The organism is Klebsiella ornithinolytica (genome assembly GCF_030505655.1).
In the GTDB taxonomy this organism is placed as follows: Bacteria; Pseudomonadota; Gammaproteobacteria; order Enterobacterales; family Enterobacteriaceae; genus Klebsiella; species Klebsiella ornithinolytica.
Genome location: NZ_CP130153.1, coordinates 1,657,253 through 1,674,294, shown reverse-complemented (window position 1 = coordinate 1,674,294; position 17,042 = coordinate 1,657,253). Strand labels below are relative to the sequence as shown.

Annotated in this window: 17 protein-coding genes and 1 riboswitch; of the genes, 6 read left to right on the top strand and 11 right to left on the bottom strand. The window is 57.5% G+C overall.

Annotation, left to right across the window (positions count from 1 at the left end; genetic code table 11):
- Positions 1-30 precede the first annotated feature (30 nt).
- The 5 genes from thiD to Q1L34_RS07870 form a co-directional block, all read right to left on the bottom strand.
- Positions 31-831, bottom strand: a complete 801-nt coding sequence (thiD, locus tag Q1L34_RS07890) for a bifunctional hydroxymethylpyrimidine kinase/phosphomethylpyrimidine kinase (protein ID WP_015583862.1) — start codon at positions 829-831, stop codon at positions 31-33.
- Positions 828-1,604: a hydroxyethylthiazole kinase gene (gene thiM, locus Q1L34_RS07885; protein ID WP_044350880.1), complete on the bottom strand. Its 777-nt coding sequence runs from the start codon at positions 1,602-1,604 to the stop codon at positions 828-830. The genes thiD and thiM overlap by 4 nt, the downstream gene beginning before the upstream one ends.
- 34 nt (positions 1,605-1,638) lie before the next feature.
- Positions 1,639-1,735: riboswitch (TPP riboswitch) on the bottom strand.
- Between the two features lie 300 nt (positions 1,736-2,035).
- A complete protein-coding gene (locus Q1L34_RS07880; protein WP_032717945.1) occupies positions 2,036-2,536 on the bottom strand; it encodes an Hcp family type VI secretion system effector in 501 nt (166 codons plus the stop codon).
- A 10-nt stretch (positions 2,537-2,546) separates the two neighbouring features.
- Positions 2,547-2,888, bottom strand: a complete 342-nt coding sequence (locus tag Q1L34_RS07875) for a putative T6SS immunity periplasmic lipoprotein (protein ID WP_064356843.1) — start codon at positions 2,886-2,888, stop codon at positions 2,547-2,549.
- Positions 2,885-3,445, bottom strand: coding sequence for a hypothetical protein (locus Q1L34_RS07870; protein ID WP_064356842.1), 561 nt, complete (start codon positions 3,443-3,445; stop codon positions 2,885-2,887). The genes Q1L34_RS07875 and Q1L34_RS07870 overlap by 4 nt, the downstream gene beginning before the upstream one ends.
- A gap of 356 nt (positions 3,446-3,801) precedes the next feature.
- On the opposite strand from Q1L34_RS07870, the gene Q1L34_RS07865 reads away from it, so the two are divergent.
- A complete protein-coding gene (locus tag Q1L34_RS07865; protein ID WP_032724796.1) occupies positions 3,802-4,224 on the top strand; it encodes a universal stress protein in 423 nt (140 codons plus the stop codon).
- Here the strand turns inward: Q1L34_RS07865 and Q1L34_RS07860 are convergent.
- On the bottom strand, positions 4,208-5,149 hold the full coding sequence (locus tag Q1L34_RS07860; RefSeq protein WP_015583858.1) for a LysR family transcriptional regulator: 942 nt from the start codon (positions 5,147-5,149) through the stop codon (positions 4,208-4,210). The genes Q1L34_RS07865 and Q1L34_RS07860 overlap by 17 nt on opposite strands.
- A gap of 124 nt (positions 5,150-5,273) precedes the next feature.
- On the opposite strand from Q1L34_RS07860, the gene Q1L34_RS07855 reads away from it, so the two are divergent.
- A complete protein-coding gene (locus Q1L34_RS07855; RefSeq protein WP_004864692.1) occupies positions 5,274-7,085 on the top strand; it encodes an adenine deaminase in 1,812 nt (603 codons plus the stop codon).
- Positions 7,086-7,087: 2 nt separating this feature from the next.
- Positions 7,088-8,431, top strand: coding sequence for an NCS2 family permease (locus tag Q1L34_RS07850; protein WP_015583857.1), 1,344 nt, complete (start codon positions 7,088-7,090; stop codon positions 8,429-8,431).
- Here the strand turns inward: Q1L34_RS07850 and Q1L34_RS07845 are convergent.
- Positions 8,428-9,354 carry a LysR family transcriptional regulator gene (locus Q1L34_RS07845; RefSeq protein ID WP_048023181.1) on the bottom strand — a complete coding sequence of 309 codons (927 nt, stop codon included), beginning with the start codon at positions 9,352-9,354 and terminating at the stop codon, positions 8,428-8,430. The genes Q1L34_RS07850 and Q1L34_RS07845 overlap by 4 nt on opposite strands.
- A 187-nt stretch (positions 9,355-9,541) precedes the next feature.
- On the opposite strand from Q1L34_RS07845, the gene Q1L34_RS07840 reads away from it, so the two are divergent.
- Positions 9,542-9,859: an RcnB family protein gene (locus Q1L34_RS07840; RefSeq protein ID WP_004864698.1), complete on the top strand. Its 318-nt coding sequence runs from the start codon at positions 9,542-9,544 to the stop codon at positions 9,857-9,859.
- A gap of 101 nt (positions 9,860-9,960) precedes the next feature.
- On the opposite strand, the gene apbC is transcribed toward Q1L34_RS07840, so the two are convergent.
- Positions 9,961-11,070, bottom strand: a complete 1,110-nt coding sequence (gene apbC, locus Q1L34_RS07835) for an iron-sulfur cluster carrier protein ApbC (RefSeq protein ID WP_015583856.1) — start codon at positions 11,068-11,070, stop codon at positions 9,961-9,963.
- 153 nt (positions 11,071-11,223) lie between these two features.
- Here apbC and metG point away from each other — a divergent pair, with 153 nt between their 5' ends.
- A complete protein-coding gene (gene metG, locus Q1L34_RS07830; RefSeq protein WP_015583855.1) occupies positions 11,224-13,257 on the top strand; it encodes a methionine--tRNA ligase in 2,034 nt (677 codons plus the stop codon).
- Between the two features lie 192 nt (positions 13,258-13,449).
- Positions 13,450-13,911, top strand: coding sequence for a YehR family lipoprotein (locus Q1L34_RS07825; RefSeq protein ID WP_327204440.1), 462 nt, complete (start codon positions 13,450-13,452; stop codon positions 13,909-13,911).
- Between the two features lie 76 nt (positions 13,912-13,987).
- On the opposite strand, the gene Q1L34_RS07820 is transcribed toward Q1L34_RS07825, so the two are convergent.
- From Q1L34_RS07820 to Q1L34_RS07810, 3 genes are read right to left on the bottom strand one after another with little or no spacing between them, the layout of a single operon-like run.
- Positions 13,988-14,455 (bottom strand): YehS family protein, encoded by a 468-nt coding sequence (locus Q1L34_RS07820; RefSeq protein ID WP_004864709.1) that lies wholly within the window; start codon positions 14,453-14,455, stop codon positions 13,988-13,990.
- Between the two features lie 53 nt (positions 14,456-14,508).
- The gene (btsR, locus tag Q1L34_RS07815) at positions 14,509-15,228 is read right to left on the bottom strand and encodes a two-component system response regulator BtsR (RefSeq protein WP_004864711.1); all 720 of its coding nucleotides are present in this window, start codon (positions 15,226-15,228) and stop codon (positions 14,509-14,511) included.
- A complete protein-coding gene (locus tag Q1L34_RS07810; RefSeq protein WP_004864713.1) occupies positions 15,222-16,910 on the bottom strand; it encodes a sensor histidine kinase in 1,689 nt (562 codons plus the stop codon). Before Q1L34_RS07810 ends, btsR begins: the two co-directional genes overlap by 7 nt.
- Positions 16,911-17,042: the final 132 nt, after the last annotated feature.

Genomic DNA, 17,042 nt, shown 5'->3' with positions numbered 1-17,042 from the left:
TGGCAGAATTCTCACGCCAGTATATCAGGCTTACCACCACGCGTGGAAATGGTGAACCGGCCCGATACCGTGGCCCACCTCCAGCGAATCCGCCTGCGCCAGCGCCGCAGAGAGCCAGCCTTTCGCCTCGGCAACCGTCTCTCCCCAGTCGCGATAGCGCGGGCGCAGCGCCGCCAGCGCCGCGGAGAGCGTACAGCCGGTTCCGTGCGTATTTTTAGTCTGGACCCGCGGCGCGGTGAAGCGCTGCTCGCCATCGCGGGTAAACAGCCAGTCCGGGCTTTCCGCGTTGTCGAGATGACCGCCTTTCATCAGCACTGCGCCGCAGCCCATCGCCAGCAGCGCCCGCCCCTGCTCCAGCATCTCTTTCTCGCTCTGCGCGTGCGGCGCATCCAGCAGCGCCGCCGCCTCCGGCAGATTCGGCGTGATCAGCGAAACCTGCGGCAGCAGGCGGGTGCGTAGCGTCGCCACCGCCGAAGCCGAGAGCAGCGGATCGCCGCTTTTCGCCAGCATGACCGTATCCAGGACAACGTTGTCAATCTGATAGCGCGCCAGACGCTCCGCCACGGCTTCCACGATATCCGTTTCCGCCAGCATGCCAATTTTCGTGGTATCGATACGGACGTCGCTGAATACCGAATCCAGCTGTGCGGCAACAAAATCCGGGTCGATGCGATAGACCGACTGCACGCCGCGGGTGTTTTGCGCCACCAGCGCGGTGATCACCGAACAACCATAGGCCCCGAGGGCAGAGAAAGTTTTCAGGTCGGCCTGGATCCCCGCGCCGCCGCTGGGATCAGTACCGGCAATAGTCAGCGCATTAATTCGTTTCATCCGTTGTTCTCCCCGTACAGCGCGTCAAGAAATGCCGGGGTAAAACTGCCCGGCCCTCTGCCGCGCGCCGCCGCGCCGCCCGCCTGTTTCATCAGCCCGCAGGCGGCAGCAACGTTTTCGAGGCGATCGCCAGGCATGGCGGTACTGGCCGCCACCACCGCCGAAAGCGCACAGCCGGTCCCCACGACCCGGGTCATCAACCGATCGCCGCCGCTGACCGCACGCGTACGCTGGCCGTCGGTGACGTAATCTACTTCGCCGGTCACCGCGACAATGGTATTGATCTGCCGCGCCAGGGCCTGTGCGGCGGGCAGCGCCGCCGCCGCGGTATCGGTAGTATCGACCCCGCGTCCGCCGGCGCTCATTCCGGCCAGCGCCATAATCTCAGACGCATTGCCGCGAATGGCGGCCGGTTGCAGGCTCAACAATTCATGGCAAAACGCGCTGCGCAGGGTTAACGCCCCGACCGCCACCGGATCCAGCGCCCACGGTTTGCCCGCGTTTTGCGCGCTGAGTGCCGCGGCGCGCATCGCCTGCGCACGGTCGACGGTTAAGGTTCCGACGTTAATCAGCAGCGCATCCGCGAGCGCCGCAAACTGGCTCGCTTCCTGCGGATCGATCACCATCGCGGGCGAGGCGCCGACCGCCAGCAGTACGTTGGCAGTAAAGGTCTGTACCACATCGTTAGTCATGCAGTGAACAAGGGGGGAATGACGGCGAAAAAGATGTTGCAGATGCGCAATATGCGCGGGATTGAGAGGCTCAGCTTGCATCGTTTGCTCCAGCCAGGCGATGAAGAAGCAACGACCCTTTGGTCTCTGACTTCCCTACGCTGGCATTATCCAGATCAGGTGGTACGGGTCTTTCTCAGCCTTCACCAGGAAGGGCACCCCGAGTCATGTAGATTGAGTATCTATACTTTTGCCAGATTAGGGGAAGTGGCTTGCTGATGCAAGCGCGCCCTTGTGGTTATCGCTTCTTCACCTTAAAAAGGTATCTGACCCCTCACCAAACTGGAAAAAGGAGCCGAAGTACCTTTATCTCATCCACGTATTGAAAAGTGACCGCTGAATCGCTGACGATGATGAGCGGCAAGGATGCCCCAAGATTCAGATTGAATATAGGATTCAGCGTATACGCTGGCGTATTGCCGTTATCGAGTGATATTGCAGAACTACATAGCGAATCACCATTCAGGCTTATTTTATTGTATCTTCTGCTCTTCTTTCTTTGCTTTCATCCATGCGTCATCGTATTTAATATTCCCTCTGACATAATTCCATTCAATCCCACGAAATCGAAGCCCCACCACCTCGTGCATGTTTGGAGATGTACTGCCAGGATAATAAACATGTGAGAAATCAACGGAGGAAATAACAACGCTTTCAAGAGTAATGTTATAAATTTCTGTTTCTATTCCAGCCTCGATTATTTCATAGTATTTGATCACTGCTTTCTGCAAGCGTCTACCTTCACATACAGCAATAGCAAGATACGGACTCACTTTGTCCAGCTGCTTATGAATGGTCACGGGATCATGCTGTCGTGCTCCCGTCATGCTTCCCGTGCAGCTATCTACGCCTTGTCTTACACCGTAGCTACTATTCATGATCTCAATAGCACCCTCACGGCCTGACGCCAGACAATCACCTGTAATTTGCATTCCATTTTCATCGTAAAGGAATAAATAAGCTGGCAATGACATTTCGATCTCCTTACTTGATTAACTTCCCATTGGCGTCAATAAAAAATTCGTGAACGTACTTTTTATCATTTAACCCATAGTTGACCACATAGGTGTGATTATTTTTCCATTTAACATCGATACAATTAGCCGGATAAGACGAGTTTAACTTATTATAACCAGAGCTAACTACTGTTTCTATTTTACCGTTTTCACTTGTATCAACAGTGTAATAGTTCAATACATCTTTATTATCTGCACTGAAACAAAGATGTTCGCCATTGATAAATGTAGTTCTTGCGTGTGGTGCAGGATTACCGCCAGGGCAACCGGAAAGAAGGAAAAGCAAAGGTAGAATAGCTAATCTCTTCATGCTGGAAATCCTTTCATCACACTTCTGTATCTTTGGAGCAATGAGTCATCAGGCTCTTCAGGAGAGTAATCTCGTAGCGCAGGAAGATACATGTATTTTCTAAAGCCATAAGTTTGCAATAACCAATAATCACTAACTAAAGAGGCTTGTTGTTCTAAACTGTAATGACGAATATCAGCTTTATCTAAGCTGTAGCTGTAATCAGCAAAACGGGAGAATAATCCTCTTGTTCGAACAAACATTCCGTGCTGTGCTTGCCATACGTGCATCATCTCGTGCATGAATCTATGTTTTTTCTGTACGTCCGCTTCCATCGAGAAATCGTGAGAATAGGTGTCTTCCCTAAACCACATTTCACCATTTGGGCTCATAGCAACATCAACAGGCTGTAGGTTGAACGGTAAATAGCTTTCCCGATGCACCCAAATTTGATTGTATCTGAGGCCATAGCCATAAAGTGATCTTGCTAACGCGATCTCACCCATTGTGATAAGTCTCACGCCTCCGGGGTTAATAGGTGTTCCCGATGTTACGTTAATCCTCTCATTTACAGGCATTCAAAATCCCTCTACTCTGTAATTGAACTGGTTATTTATCGTACTCCCGTACAATCGGATAGAGGAAAGATTTTTTTCCGGGAAAGCTCTGATTTTAGGCAACAAAAACCATTTAGCGCCGTAGGCCTGACATCCGTAAGATACTTCTCAAATCGCGGTCATTCAGTTTCCAACGTTGCAATACGTCTCGGTATCACCACCCATAGCCTTTACGCCTGGATAAAGATCTTCCCCGCCCCCCTGCCCAGATTTCTCCGCCCTCTCTGCGCACACATAGATTTGCTTTCCCCGCTCCCCGGGCACAAGATTAGCCGTGGGAATACTGTTTTCCGCAGATAATCATCCGAGGTACGGCTATGCCCGTTTATCACCATGCCCTGGTGCTGATTAACAGCAGCCAGGACGGCGTTCCGCTGCTCCAGCATGCGGCCAGAATGGCGGAAGAGAACGCTATGCGCATCACGCTCGCCCATATCAGCACCGATTATCGGGCGCTGAATTACGTCTCCGACAGCCTGCTGAACGACGATGTGTCTCAGGAGGTGATCCAGGCGAAAGTGCTGCTCAATGAGCTGGCGACCAGCGTCTCGCTGCCGGTGCAAACCCTGTCGCTGGTCACCACCCGCCGTTTTGAAGATGTTGAAGCCTGCGTAAACCAGCGGGGGATTGACCTGATTATCGCCGGGCATCACAACCGCCTGCTGGGAGTCATGGCATCTCATTCGCTGGAGTATATTAATCATCTGACGATAGACGTGCTGATCAGGCATCTGCCCTGAGCCGCGCCGACGACTCGCGTAGCGAATTGAGCAGCAGCGTAAAGCACTGCTCAATCAGCGGCGGCAGCGGCTGCGGCCCACGCATTATCGCCACCGTCCGCGCCAACGCCGGCTGCTGGAGCTGCGCGATTTTCAGCACCGGATCCTGCAGATGGGTGGTATACAGCTCGGGCAGAATAGCAATCGCCAGACGCGAGCGCACCAGGCCATACAGCGTTTCAATATAGTCGACCTGAAACCGCGTGTTCAGCGTCAGACGATGGCTTTCCGCCAGCGCGCCAACCAGTCGCTGAATGTTCCCTTTCGAGAACACCGCAATATCGCGTCCGGCGAGAAGTTTCCACGGCAGGTGCGGCTGGTCTGCCAGCGGATCGTCACCGTGCAGCACCGCCACAAACGGATCTTCACGCAGCGGGTAGACCTGTAGCGCGGCGGGTAGCGAGCTGTCGATGGCGCCGATACCGAAATCAATCTGCCCGCTTTGCAGCTCACGCACCAGCGCATCATTGGTCTGATCGTGAAACTCGACCCGCAGCCGGGGAAAGGTTTGCGCCAGCACCTGCGGCAGAAGCGGAAAGAGCAGCGAGCTCACCGAGGGCACCAGACCAATACGCACGGTACCATCGCCGCCGGCCGCGACAATCTGTTCCATGTCATGAAACGCCAGCTGGGCCACGCTCAGCACGCGCCGGGCGTGCGGCAGAATGGCGGCGCCCAGTTCGGTCAGCGTGACCGACGAGGCGGTGCGGTTCACCAGCTTGCCGCCCAGCACCGTTTCGATTTGCCGCAGGGCGCTGCTCAGCGCCGGTTGGCTGATAGCCAGACGGTTGGCGGTATCGGTAAAATGACGCAGCTCCGCCAGGGTAACAAAGTACTGTAGCTGTTTAAGAGAAAGCGCAGGCAGGCGCTGCCACGGTTCGGTCATCTTATTCTTCGCTAAGGGTAATCGGGCAGAATAACCCGAGCTTATCGGGTGATAAATTTATTCATCTGGGCAAACGTTTGCTGTGCCCCTAGAGTACCCCCATTATCCTTGTGCCGGAGTTGTTATGTCCAGCAATGCTGAAAACCGCCGCCGCGCCGTCATGGCCGCCCGGGGCGAAATACCTTTTGACCTGTTGTTGACCGGGGCGCAGATAGTCGACATGGTCACCGGTGAAGTCCGCGAAGCCGATGTCGGCATCACCGGCGAGATGATCGCCAGCGTGCACCCGCGCGGCAGCCGCGCCGATGCCCACCAACGCCATGCGCTGGACGGCGCCTACCTGTCACCGGGGCTGATGGATACCCATGTCCATCTCGAGAGTTCCCACCTCCCTCCCGAACGCTACGCGGAAATTGTCCTCGCCCAGGGAACCACCGCGGTCTTCTGGGACCCGCATGAGCTGGCCAACGTCCTCGGGGTCGAAGGCGTGCGCTATGCCGTCGCCGCCAGCCGCCATCTGCCGCTGCAGGTGATGGTCGCCGCCCCCTCCAGCGTACCCTCGACGCCGGGGCTGGAAATGTCCGGCGCCGATTTTGCCGGAGCGGAGATGGCGACCATGCTGGCATGGCCGGAAGTGCGCGGCGTGGCGGAAGTGATGGACATGCACGGCGTGCTCAACGGCAGCGCCCGGATGCAGGAGATTGTTCAGGCCGGTCTCGACAGCGGCAAGCTGATTGAAGGCCACGCCCGCGGCCTGAGCGGCGCCGATCTCCAGGCCTACCTCGCGGCGGGCGTCACCTCCGATCATGAGCTAACCTCCGCGGAAGACGCGCTGGAAAAGCTGCGCGCCGGTTTGACCCTCGAAATTCGCGGCTCGCACCCCTATCTGCTGCCGGATATCGTCAAGGCCCTGAAAACCCTGCCGCATCTCTCCTCGCAGATCACGGTGTGCACCGACGATGTCCCGCCGGATATGCTGCTGGAAAAAGGCGGCATTATCGCCCTGCTCAACCTGCTGATTGAACACGGTCTCGCCGCCACCGACGTCCTGCGCTTCGCCACCCTCAACGCCGCCATTCGCCTGCAGCGTCACGATTCAGGGCTGATTGCCGCCGGCCGCCGCGCCGACCTGGTGGTATTTGATTCACTGGAAAGGCTTGAGGCCCGGAAAGTGTACGTCGCCGGGAAACTGGTCGCCCGCGACGGCGCGCTGCTCCAGCCCATTCCAGCCGCAGAGGGTGTCACTCCGCCGCGCAATACGCTGCAGCTGGCGCCGCTGAATACCGAGGATTTTGTGCTGCGGGTCCCCGGTATTGTCCACGGCGTTGCCCGCCTGCGACATATCCGCGGCGCGCGCTTTACGCAGTGGGGAGAAGTCGAGGTGCAGGTACGCCACGGCGAAGTTCAGCTGCCCGCTGGATTTAGCCTGATTTGGGTGAAGCATCGCCACGGCCGTCATCAGGCGACGCCGCAAATCGCCCTGCTCGAAGGCTGGGGAGAGCTGCGCGGCGCTATCGCCACCAGCTACTCGCACGATTCACACAACCTGGTGGTGCTGGGACGTAACGCTGAGGATATGGCGCTGGCCGCCAACCGGCTGATTGCCTCCGGCGGCGGGATGGCGCTCTCCCGTCAGGGGGATATTCTTGCCCACGTGGCGATGCCGATTGCCGGCATGCTCTCCGATCTGCCGGCGGCAGAACTCGCGCGGCAGTTCCGCGAATTACGCGACCTGAGCGCAGAAATCGCCGACTGGGAGCCGCCCTACCGGGTATTTAAGGCCATCGAAGGCACCTGCCTCGCCTGCAATGCCGGACCACATTTGACCGATTTAGGTTTGACCGACGGCACCACCCGCCAGATTGTCGAACCGCTGATAGACTGCCGGGAAACCCCGGCCACCGACCCTCACAACAATAATCTCCGGGGAGCCTGAGCATGGCCGACAACACACTGCATACCTCAACACAAGGAAGCTGGCTGGAGCGCCGTTTTGCCCTGCGCTCCCGCGGCAGCACGCTGCGTACCGAGTGCCTCTCGGGGATCACCGGCTTTCTTGCGGCCGCCTATCTGCTGGTGGTCATCCCCGGCCTGCTGGCGGTGGGCGGCATGGACAAAGGCGCCGCCACCACGGGCACGATTCTGGTCTTCGTCGCCGGTACGCTGCTGATGGCGTTTTACGCTAACCTGCCGTTTATCGTCGGCCCAGGCATCGGCGGCTCGGTGCTGGTGGGCGTCACCCTGGCCGGTAGCGAAGGGATCGGCTGGCAAATTGGCCTCGGCATCGCCTGCTGGTCAGGTATTCTGTTCTTTCTGTTAACCAAATTCGGCCTGCGTGAAGTGGTCACCCGTTCGGTCCCCCAGTCCATCAAGCTGGGACTGACGGCTTCAATCGGTTTGTTCGTGGCGGTGCTCGGTTTTCGCAATGCCGGCCTGGTGCTGGCGAATGCCAAAACCAATGCCCTGATGCTGGGTGATTTCTTATCTCCCGGCGCGCTGGTGGCGCTGTGCGGCCTGTTTCTGGCGATTGCGCTGCAGGCGCGGCGCATCCCGGGCGCCATTTTATGGGCGATTCTGTTTGCCACCCTGGTGGGGATTCCGGCGGGGGTCACCCGTCTGCCGGACAGTTTTATCGCGATGCCGCACTCGCTGGCGCCGGTCTTCGGCCACGTCGATATGCTGGGCGCGCTGAATATCGCTTTCCTGCCGTTCCTGTTTGTCTTTTTCGCCTCTGAGTTTTTCTCCACCATGGGGACCACGCTGGCGGTGGGCGGCGAAGCGGGACTGCTGGATGAAGAGGGCAATATGCCGCACATTAACCGGCCGTTTATGGTCGACTCGATTGCGGCAGCCCTCGGCCCGTGGCTGGGGATCCCGGCGGCGACCGCGCTGATTGAGTCTTCCGCCGCCGCCGAAGCGGGCGGTAAAACCGGGCTCACCGCGCTGGCCGCGGCGGTTATGTTCCTGCTGATGCTGCTGTTTACGCCGATCGCCCTGATGATCCCCAAAGAGGCCACCGCTCCGGCGCTGATCCTGATTGGTCTCAACATGTTTAGCGGCCTGCGCAAAGTCGATCTCTCCAGCTTCACCGACGGACTGCCGGTATTAATGATGGTGATGATCACCCTGATCGCCAACAGCTTCGGTACCGGTATCGCCGGCGGGCTGCTGTTCTACATCATGATTAAAACGGTCGCCGGAAAGTGGCGAGAAATCCCGCTGGGTTTATGGATCCTTGCCGTTCCGCTGGTCTACTATTTCGCCACCCTGGTGAGGCACTAAACGTCCACAGGCCCGCGTAGCGCGTCGGCCTGCACCTTTTCACAGTGCGCTTTGACCTCTTCATAGAGTAACCGCACCGCCGCAGAAAGCTGCTTGCGGTGCGGGCAAATCATATTGAGCGGGACTCTGTCGCCCTGATAGTGCGGCAGCAGAATCTGCAGGCGTCCTGCGCGAATATCATCGCTGACATCCAGCGCTGACTTATAGGCAAACCCCTCCCCTGCAATGGCCAGGCGGCGAATCACCTCGGCGTCGTCGCTGATGATGTCGCCGGAAACCTGCATATGTTCAACCACGCCGTTGAGACTTAAGGTCCAGCGATCGAACTGCCTGCCGCGCAGTACGTACAGGAGCGCAGGGTGTTGCGCCAGCGCCTCCGGCGTCTGCGGCTCGCCGTGCCGGGCAATCCACTGCGGAGAAGCCACCAGCACCCGCCGGTTTTCCGGCGCGACGGGGAGAGAAATAAACGAAGCATCGTCGTTGTCACCGTAGCGAAAGGCGACATCGACCGGATCTTTAAACACATCGGTCCGATGGTCGGAAAAGAGAATGCGCAGCTTCAGCGCCGGGTGTCGCTGGCGAAAGGCGCGGAAGACGTTCAGCAGCAGATTACGCCCCAGATCGGAGGGTACCGCAATTTGCAACGTCCCGCGGACCTCGTCGTCCGGCACCTGAATTTTTTGCAGCCCGGCATGCAGCGTATCCAGCATCTGGGTGGCATAGGGCAGCCAGGTTTCCCCTTCGGGCGTCAGACGTAAGCTGCGGGTAGAGCGCGCAAAAAGACGAATATTGAGCGTGGTCTCCAGGCGCTTAATCGCCGCACTCACCTGCGCCGGCTGCTGCCCGACCTCCCGCGCCGCATCGCTAAAACTCCCCAGCGCCGCCGCACGAACAAATAGCGTCAGATCTTCCAGTCTGAACATATTGACTCCCGAATCCTGCTACCAGGATTGTTCTCAAAACCGCCGCTCGACGCCAAATCCGGCAACCGGCCCATCGTTTTCTTACATTTTTAACGCAACCAACGCTTGCCTTCCCGGCCATGCTTCAGGAATGATACGAGGCTGCGATTTTGTGTCCAGGGTAATCCAGGATAATAATGAGGAAATTATGCGTAAAACAAAAATGATGCTTCTGGGCGTACTGTTGGCCAGCACCAGTACCGTCTGGGCAGCATCCACCAGCGGCGTACAAAAATATGAACTTGATGGTTTCACCGCAGACTTCACGCAGTTTCGCGTAGGCGACACCGTGCCGCCGCTTTATCTGACGCCAGAATACACCATTAAACAGTGGCAGCAGCGTAACCTGCCCGCGCCGGACGCCGGTACTCACTACACCTATATGGGCGGCAGCTACGTGCTGATCACCGATACCGAAGGTAAAATTGTCAAAATTTACGACGGCGAAATCTTCTATCAGCACTAATGGCTGACGGTCCGTCGGCTGACGGACCAACAAAAACGCCCTGTCCTTTTGCTGTCCGCTGCGGATCAGAAAAGTCCAGGGCGTTGTGCTATCCGCCGACGCTACACCGCGCGGAAGGCAATCTCACCGGGAATCACTTCCCCCTGCCAGTAGAGCCGGGCCGCCACGCGTCCCGCCAGCTGACGGTAAATTTCGGTGAACTCGCTCTCCGGACGGGCAACCACGGTCGGCTTACCGTTATCCAGATCTTCACGCAAATTGATGTGCAGCGGCAGCTGGGCCAGCAGCTGAGTGTGGTATTGCTCCGCCAGCTTTTCGGCGCCGCCGGTGCCGAAAATCGGCTCATGGTGACCACAGTTGCTGCAGATATGGATACTCATGTTTTCGACGATGCCGAGGACCGGAACGTCCACCTTCTCAAACATCACGATGCCTTTTTTCGCATCGATCAGCGCGATATCCTGCGGCGTCGTCACCACTACCGCGCCGGTGACCGGGATATTCTGCGCAAGAGTCAGCTGAATGTCGCCGGTGCCTGGCGGCATATCCAGCACCAGATAATCCAGATCCGGCCACAGCGTCTCCTGCAGCATCTGCAGCAGCGCCTTGCTGGCCATCGGACCGCGCCATACCATGGCGTTATCGTCGGTCACCAGGTAGCCGATGGAGTTGGTGGCGAGGCCAAATTTCATGATCGGCGCCATATGGGTGCCATCTGGCGAGGTGGGACGCTGATCTTCCGCACCGAGCATGGTGGGAATCGACGGACCATAAATATCGGCATCGAGGATCCCGACTTTCGCCCCTTCCGCGGCCAGCGCCAGCGCCAGGTTCACCGCCGTGGAGGATTTACCCACCCCGCCTTTGCCGGAGCTGACGGCAATAATATTTTTGACCCCGTTGACGCCCGGCTGATTTTTTACCCGCTTCAGCGTGGCAATGTTATGCGACAGCTTCCAGTCAATCGCCTGCGCGCCGGTAATGCGCAGCAGGTCGGCGCTACATTGCTCTTTTAAATCTTCAAAAGCACTGTGCCAGACAAACGGCATCTGGATCTCGATATGCACGGTATCGTCGAGCCAGGCGACGTGGTGCAGTGCCTTCAGCGCGGTGAGATTATGCTTCAAAGTGGGGTGCTGGAAATTAGCCAACGTTCCGGCGACCATCGCACGTAGACGTTCGGGGGATTTGGCCTGGGATTGCGAATTCATCCCGACTCCTTTGTTGTTATGAGAGGCTTTCAGTAATCATTGAGTTTATCACAGCTGAGGATTATCCATATATGGTCAGCCATTTATGGCGCACCCAGTGCCCTTTTGGTAATATCAAAAGCCCTTTTTACAACAGAAGATGTAATGCTCACTATGACTCAAGTCGCGAAGAAAATTCTGGTAACGTGCGCGCTGCCGTACGCTAACGGCTCAATCCACCTCGGCCACATGCTGGAGCACATCCAGGCTGATGTCTGGGTCCGTTACCAGCGAATGCGCGGCAACGAGGTCAATTTCATCTGTGCTGACGACGCCCACGGCACGCCTATCATGCTGAAAGCTCAGCAGCTTGGCGTCTCTCCGGAGCAGATGATTGGCGAAATGAGTCAGGAGCATCAGACCGATTTTGCGGGCTTTGATATTAGCTACGACAACTACCACTCGACGCACAGCGACGAGAACCGCGAGCTGTCTGAGCTGATCTACGGCCGCCTGAAAGAGAACGGTTTTATCAAAAACCGCACCATCTCTCAGCTTTACGATCCGGAAAAAGGGATGTTCCTGCCGGACCGTTTCGTGAAAGGCACCTGTCCGAAGTGTAAATCACCGGATCAGTATGGCGATAACTGCGAAGTGTGCGGCGCGACCTACAGCCCGACCGAGCTGATCGACCCGAAATCGGTGGTTTCCGGGGCGACCCCGGTGATGCGTGAATCCGAGCACTTCTTCTTCGACCTGCCGTCCTTTAGCGAAATGCTGCAGGCGTGGACCCGCAGCGGCGCGCTGCAGGAGCAGGTGGCGAACAAAATGCAGGAGTGGTTCGAGTCCGGTCTGCAGCAGTGGGACATTTCCCGCGACGCGCCGTACTTTGGCTTCGAAATCCCCAACGCGCCGGGCAAATATTTCTACGTCTGGCTGGATGCGCCGATCGGCTACATGGGCTCCTTCAAGAACCTGTGTGACAAACGCGGCGATAGCGAAAGCTTTGACGCCTACTGGAAGAAAGACTCCGACGCCGAGCTGTATCACTTTATCGGCAAAGATATCGTCTACTTCCACAGCCTGTTCTGGCCGGCGATGCTGGAAGGCAGCGGTTTCCGCAAGCCGACCAACCTGTTCGTTCACGGTTACGTCACCGTCAACGGCGCCAAGATGTCCAAATCACGCGGCACCTTTATCAAGGCCAGCACCTGGCTGAACCATTTTGACGCCGACAGCCTGCGTTATTACTACACCGCCAAGCTCTCTTCGCGCATCGATGATATCGACCTGAACCTGGAAGATTTCGTACAGCGCGTGAACGCCGACATCGTCAACAAAGTGGTAAACCTCGCCTCGCGCAACGCCGGTTTTATCAATAAGCGTTTCGACGGCATGCTGTCCGCTGAGCTGGCCGATCCGGCGCTGTACAAAACCTTCACCGATGCGGCAGCAAGCATTGGCGAAGCGTGGGACAGCCGCGAGTTCGGTAAAGCCATCCGTGAAATCATGGCGCTGGCCGACGTGGCTAACCGCTACGTTGACGAGCAGGCACCGTGGGTCGTCGCCAGACAGGAAGGCCGCGACGCCGATCTGCAGGCTATCTGCACCATGGGCCTGAATATGTTCCGCGTGCTGATGACCTGGCTCAAGCCGGTCCTGCCGCAGCTGACCGCCCGCGCCGAAGCCTTCCTCAACAGCGAACTGAACTGGGATGCTATCCAGCAGCCGCTGCTGTCGCATAAGGTCAACACCTTCAAGGCGCTGTACAACCGCATCGAGATGAAGCAGGTTGAAGCCCTGGTCGACGCGTCGAAAGAAGAGGTGAAAGCCACCGCCGCACCGGTTACCGGTCCGCTGGCGGACGATCCGATTCAGGACACCATCACCTTTGACGATTTCGCCAAAGTGGATATGCGCATCGCGCTGATTGAAAACGCCGAATTTGTTGATGGTTCTGACAAGCTGCTGCGCCTGAGCCTCGATCTGGGCGGCGAGAAACGTAACGTCTTCTCCGGCATTCGTAGCGCCTACCCGGATCCGCAGGTGTTGATTGGTCGCCTGACGGTGATGGTGGCCAACCTGGCGCCGCGTAAAATGCGTTTCGGCATCTCGGAAGGGATGGTGATGGCTGCGGGCCCTGGCGGGAAGGATATCTTCCTGTTAAGCCCTGACAGCGGCGCCCAGCCGGGTCAGCAGGTAAAATAATCCCGCATCAAGCGCTGCTCCGGCAGCGCTTTTTTTGTCCCTTCCGCCCTCTCTTCCGCGCCGCCACCGTCGGACCATTCAGCCCCCTGCTGCCTTTTCTGTGCGTTGCGCGCTACGGCAATCCTGACAATAATCAACCTGTCTGCCGATTGAAAAACCGGTACGTGATTCACTATCAACCAAGGGACCGTGATGAACATTTACCGCAGGATGGTTACCGCTCTGGCGGCTTCGCTTGTGATTGTCGGCCTCGCAGGCTGCGATAACCCCGACGAAAAGAGCAAAACCTTTACCCGGATGGAAAACGGCGTCGGGCTGGTGTTTACCTACCATTATGTCGGTGACAAAGTCCTGCGTCAGGAATCTAATAACACCATTCCCTATCAGACCATCGGCGCGGCGAATCAGGAGCAGGCGCGGGCGTTAATTGAACCGATGAGAAGCGTTTATCTCGACGTTAAAGGCGTGGAACAGAGCATCGATTACAAAGATAGCGAGGCGCTGGAACATCTCAGCGTGGATTTTACCCGGGCTAACATGAGCGAACTGTGTAAGCTGCCCGGCTCAATGGTGACCAACTGCGCGCTGCAGGAGGTGTCGATGTCGGTATCCGAGAAGCTCCTCGCCGAACAGGGTTTTACAGAGGTGAAATAGGTCTCGCAGATCCGGGGCGGCACAGAGGACTTGCCCGGCCGGCACAGCGCCGACCGGGCAAAACAGGAGAGGAAGATTACGCTTTGCCGTGGATGCGCTCGGTCAGACCGCGCAGGAAATAGCGCAGGAACTGGTCACCGCATTCGCGGAAATTTTTATGATCCGGCGCGCGCATCATGGCGGTGATTTCCGGCATCGAAACGCGAAACTTTTGCTGAGTCAGAATGGCGAGGATGTCATCGCTCTTCAGCGAAAAGGCGATGCGCAGCTTTTTCAGCACGATATTGTTATTCACCCGACGCTCAACCGCCAGCGGCGGGGCCGCCTCATCTTTCCCGCGTTTGTCATAGATCAGGCCGTTGAGGAAGATCGACAACATAATGTCCGGGCAGCGCTGGAAGCCCTCTTCGTCCTCCTTTTTCAGCCACGGTACCAGCTGCTCTGCGCTGACGACGGAATCGCCCAGCGCAAAAATGCGCACCAGGTCGTTATTATTGGTTTTCAGGGTGTAGCGCAGGCTACGTAAGATATCGTTACTGATCATAATGCCTTCATGATGAAAAATGCTGGCGCTAAGTCTACCATGATTCCGTCGTTTTACAGACCAATCGCCTCTTTCAGACTTTTTAAGTAGCGACGGCTCACCGGCACCGTTTGCCCGGCCCGCATCAGCAGCTCCGCCTGGCCGTTTTCCTCAAGGCGAATCTCTTTCAGATGGGCCATATTCACCAGATACTGCCGATGACAGCGCAGCAGCGGCGTCCGGCTCTCAAGGGTGCGTAAGGTCAGCTCCGTAAACCCCTCCTTCCCCTCACGATCGGTGACATAAATTCCGCTCATCCGGCTGCTGACAAAGGCGACATCCTCCATCTGCAGCAGCCAGATTCGACTGTGGCCGGTACAGGGAATATATTTCAGCGCCTGCTGGGTATCGTCGAGCAGCGAGATATCCTGCAGGCTACGCTCCTGGCGCAGACGCGCCAGCGTCTTCTCCAGCCGCGGTGCTTCGATGGGTTTCAGCAGATAATCAAACGCATGCTCTTCGAACGCCTTCACCGCATACTCGTCAAAAGCGGTCAGAAACACGATGTAAGGCCGGTGTTCAGGGTCGAGCATCCCGACCATTTCCAGGCCGCTGATCCGCGGCATCTGAATATCGAGAAACAGCACGTCCGGGCGCAGCTTGTGCACCGCGCCAATCGCTTCAACCGCGTTCGCGCACTCCCCGACGATCTCAATATCGCTGGCGGACTCCAGTAAAACACGCAGATTTTCTCGTGCCAGCGGTTCATCATCAACTATCAACACTTTTAACACGCGTTCTCCTCCAGAGGCAGTCGCAGCGTGACGCGGGTGAAACGTTCCGCTTCACAGGTCACGGTAATGCCGCAGTCGGCGCCGAAGCGCGCCCGTAAACGGCGATCTACCAGGCTCATTCCCAGCCCGCTGGCGTTGGGATTGTCCTGGTACAGGCCGGCGTTATCCTCAATATCTAACTGCAGCCAGCGCTCGTGCTGGCTGGCGCGAATGGTAATTTCCCCTACCCCGAGATGCTGCGACGTGCCGTGTTTAATGGCGTTTTCAACAATCGGCTGCAGCGTAAACGCCGGCAGCTGATGGTGAGCCAGCGCGTCGGGCACCAGCATCTGAATCTGTAAATTGGCCTGGAAACGCGCTTTCTCAATTTGCAGATAGGCATTCACGTGTTCAATCTCATCCGCCAGCGTCACAAACTCCGACGGCCGCTTCAGATTCTTGCGGAAAAAGGTCGACAGGTACTGCACCAGCTGCCCGGCCTGATCGCTGTCGCGGCGAATCACCGCCTTCAGGGTATTCAACGCATTAAACAGAAAATGGGGATTCACCTGCGCGTGGAGCAGCTTGATCTCCGATTGCGTCAGCAGCGCCTTCTGCCGCTCATACTGCCCGGCGAGGATTTGTGCCGACAGCAGCTGGGCGATCCCCTCTCCGAGCGTGCGGTTGATGGAGCTGAACAGGCGGTTTTTCGCTTCATACAGCTTGATGGTGCCGATCACCCGTTGATTTTCACCGCGCAGCGGGATAACCAGCGTCGACCCCAGCTTGCAGTTGGGATGAATGGAACAGCGGTAGGGGACTTCATTGCCGTCGGCATACACCACTTCGCCGCTATCAATCGCTTTTTGCGTATAGGATGAAGAGATAGGTTTGCCCGGCAGGTGGTGGTCGTCGCCGATACCGGTAAACGCCAGCAGCTTGTCGCGATCGGTAATGGCCACCGCGCCGATATCGAGCTCCTGAATAAGCACCTGCGCCACCTTCATGCTGTTCTCTTCGTTGAATCCCTGGCGCAGGATCCCCTCGGTCGAGGCCGCCACCTTGAGGGCGGTGGCGGAAAAAGCCGAGGTGTACTTCTCAAACATCGCCCGCTTATCCAGCAGGATACGCATAAACAGCGCGGCGCCTACGGTGTTGGTCACCATCATCGGCGCGGCGATGCTTTGCACCAGATGCAGCGCGTCCTGAAATGGCCGGGCGATCAGCAAAATGATCATCATCTGCACCAGCTCGGCAAAGAAGGTGATCGCCCCGGCGGTGAGCGGGCTGAAGACCTTATCCGGCCGCCCGCGCTTGACCAGCACGCTGTGAACCAGGCCGCCCAGCAGCCCCTCGACTATAGTGGAAACCATGCAGCTTAACGCCGTCATACCGCCGAGCGAGTAGCGGTGCAGCCCGCCGGTCAGCCCCACCAGGCCGCCGACCACCGGGCCACCGAGCAGGCCGCCCATCACGGCGCCGATGGCGCGGGTATTGGCGATCGAGTCTTCAATATGCAGACCGAAATAGGTCCCCATAATGCAGAAAATGGAGAAGGTCACGTAGCACAGCAGCTTATGCGGTAGACGAACGGTAACCTGCATCAGCGGGATGAACAGCCGTGTCTTGCTCATCAGCCACGCAATGACCAAAAACACGCACATCTGCTGAAGCAGCAGCAACACCAGATCAAACTCGTACATACCCACAGACCACGCTTCACTCGAAAGCGCGTAACATACACTGCCGGGTCATCACTTTCTTTGAAGCACTACAAGAAAATCACAAATCATGGTCAGGATCACACTTCTTGCCCGCCTCCCGTCACTTAAACG